At 68.4% G+C, this 2,860-nt stretch carries 3 protein-coding genes; 2 read left to right on the top strand and 1 reads right to left on the bottom strand.

Annotated elements, in window-relative coordinates; translation table 11 throughout:
* Positions 1-1,322, top strand: a 1,322-nt coding sequence (locus ACOJSN_RS06760; protein ID WP_420111742.1) for a hypothetical protein, incomplete at its 5' end; no start/stop codon positions are given.
* 50 nt (positions 1,323-1,372) lie between these two features.
* On the top strand, positions 1,373-2,344 hold the full coding sequence (locus ACOJSN_RS06755) for an NAD(P)-dependent oxidoreductase (RefSeq protein ID WP_420111741.1): 972 nt from the start codon (positions 1,373-1,375) through the stop codon (positions 2,342-2,344).
* Between the two features lie 22 nt (positions 2,345-2,366).
* On the opposite strand, the gene ACOJSN_RS06750 is transcribed toward ACOJSN_RS06755, so the two are convergent.
* Positions 2,367-2,860, bottom strand: a 494-nt coding sequence (locus ACOJSN_RS06750) for a substrate-binding domain-containing protein (RefSeq protein WP_420111740.1), incomplete at its 5' end; no start/stop codon positions are given.

Raw genomic sequence — 2,860 nt, 5'->3', positions numbered from 1 at the left:
GTGGTGCTCCAATCTACTACCCCGCGGCTAACACGGGGTGGGGTCGCGTGTTGGGGCCGCCGCCCACGGCCGAGAACGTCAGCGCACGTGTGATCGGGCAGACGAACGAGGCCGTGGTCGTGAACTCGGTGTCGTTCGTGGACATGCCGTACCGGATGGCGGGCGAGCAGCCTGAGAGCTTCGGCCAGTATCTGCTGCAGGCCATCTCACGTGGCGCCCGGCCGTCGACCTACATCATGGGTGCACCCGGGCGCATCCCGTACGCCAACCTCACGCGTGTGGCCAGTGACGTCACCCGCTTCTATCGGGACCACCGCGACCTCTACGGCGCACTGCGCCCAGCGGCCACGGTGGGCCTCGTGCGTCGCGACCTCCCGCGCTACGGCGCTGATCGGTTCGCCGACGTGGTCCCCGAGCTGCGCGGGGTCTACAGCGCGCTGCAGGAGGGAAACGTGCCCTTCGACACGCTGTCCGTGACAGATCTTGCGGCGATCGAGGAGCGAGGCGAGCTCGACCGCTACGACCTCTTGATTCTGCCGAACCTCGGTGGCATCCCGGACCGAGCGGCGGCAGCTCTCGACGCTTTCGCGGACCGGGGCGGGCGGGTTCTGCTGACGGGCGACTCCGCCGTCACAGAAGAGGGAGTGGTGCAGCTCGCGCATGCGCCGGCCCTGATGGGCAGTGGAGCACCATTGCGTGGAGAATCGCTGTGGTCGACGTATGTGGCCACGCAGGCGCAGCCCGACCTCGGGCAATACCGCTACCGGGATTCGATCCTGCCGATCTACGGGGCGTACTACCCGCTCGTGTGGCGACCGGACGCCGTCTTCAGCGCCAACGTGCTCCCGCAGGCTCCGTTTGGGCCGCCCGAGAAGTGCTACGGGCACGTTCTCGGTGGCGATCCCGGCCATGTGCGTTCCGCCGATGGCTCCGTGACGCTGATCCCGTGGACGATCGGGACGACGTACCACGAGTTCGGGATCACCGACGTTCGCGACCACCTGCTCGCGATCGTGCGGGAACTGGCTTCCCAGCCCGTGGTCGTGGATGCGCCGGAACAGGTGGACGTGTCGGTGGCCAGGGCGGGCGAGTCCCTGGTGGTTCACCTCATCAACCAGTCGGGGGTACGGCGGCGTTCGGTCGGCACTGCGATCGCGATCGAGGGGGTGCGTATGCGGCTTCCCGGCGTTCCGGGTGCCCGGGTCCGCGCGCTGGTCGCCGGTAGGGATCTGACGGTCGAGGCCGACGGCGATGCCACGGTCGTCGACGTCCCTCGCCTTGGCGACTTTGAGGTCCTGGTCGTGGAGTCCGTGGGAGTGTGAGTCCTCCAGGCGCGAGTCGGCCTGTTCGACCGAGGCCCATCACCGCGGTGTTGAGCACTCTCCACTACGGGGCTGCCGAGCGAGTGCAGTTCGAGGAGATCTTCGCGCCGGCCGCGGTCATCCACGTCAGGTCTGACGATCGAGATGGGATCGCCGACGCGTTGCGATACGTCGATGTCGCGGTGCTGGCCGGCGACCTTGACGAGCGCTACGTGATGGCGCCGCGGCTGCAGTGGGTCCATTGCGACCATGCCGGCCTCACGCGTTCGGCTCTGCCGAGCGTGTTCGAGCGAGGCTTGATTGTGTCGGGATCTGCCGGCCGATCGGCGCCGGCCCTGGCCGAGCACGCGTTCTTCTTCGCGCTGGCGCTGAGGTACCGGATCCGCACCCTGCTCGACCAGCAAGCCCGGCGCGTCTGGTCTCCGCCGGTCGAGTACGGGGCGGAGGCATTCGCGCTCGCGGGGCAGACGCTCGGGATCGTGGGGTTCGGCCACACCGGTCGAGCGATCGCCCGGCGTGCTCGCGCGTTCGAGATGGAGGTGATCGCCTTTCGGCGCACGATCGATGAGACCACGTCGGCCGAGGTTGACCTCATGCTGAGTTCCGATGCTGGTGACGACCTCGACCCGTTGCTGGAGCGCTCCGACATCGTTGTCCTTGCCGCGGGGCTCAGCGATGCGAGCCACCACATGATTGGTCGGCATCAATTGGAGCGGATGCGTGACTCAGCCGTGCTCATCAATATGGGCCGAGGCGGACTGGTCGACGAGGCTGCGCTCGTGCAGGCGCTGCGCTCCGGCGTGATTGCGGGGGCGGGCCTGGATGTCGTCGACACGGAGCCGCTGAGCCCGGAGTCGCCGCTCTGGGACCTGCCCACCGTGTTGCTGACTCCGCACAGCACGCCGCCGGTCGCGGATCGCACGCAGCGCTCGCTGCGCGTGATCGCTGAGAACAGGAGGCGCTACCTGGCAGGCGCTCCGCTCCAGAACGAGCTGACACGACGCGACGTCTACACGAGGTAGGACCCGCTCGTGACGCGAACAGTCAGACCGGGTGGACCCGAGCAGGCAGGCATCCGCACGACTCGCGCCCGTGAACGGCGTACTCAAGGTTCGTCACCTCGCCGGGTTCTCCGTGGCTGCGGGCCAGGATGGCCTCGAGCGCACCCTCGGCGAGAGCGCCGACCGGTTGCGCTACGACGGAGACGCTCGGCACCGTCGATGCAGTGAGCGCGCTGCCCTCGGTGCTGATGGTCGCGAGACCATCGGGTATGGCGACGCCCAGGTCGACTGCGGCTCGGAGCACACCGATCGCCTGCAGGTCGGTGCGTGCGACGATCGCCGTCGGAGGGTCGTCCAGTCCAAGAAGCTCGTGCGCCGCTGCGTAGCCCCCTTCCGCCGTCTCCTCCGCGTAATGGATGAGCTCGCGATGCGGACCTAGTCCGGCGTTCCGAAGGGTCCGTTCCCAGGCGTCGCGTCGCCGTTCGCTGTTCACCCGGTCCCGGAGGCCAGTGACGATGGCGATCCGCTCGTGACGGT

The organism is Pseudactinotalea sp. (genome assembly GCF_048594945.1).
Lineage (GTDB): Bacteria > Actinomycetota > Actinomycetes > Actinomycetales > Beutenbergiaceae > Pseudactinotalea.
Note: the sequence above shows the minus strand (reverse complement) of the source record. Positions and strands in the feature narration are given on the sequence as shown.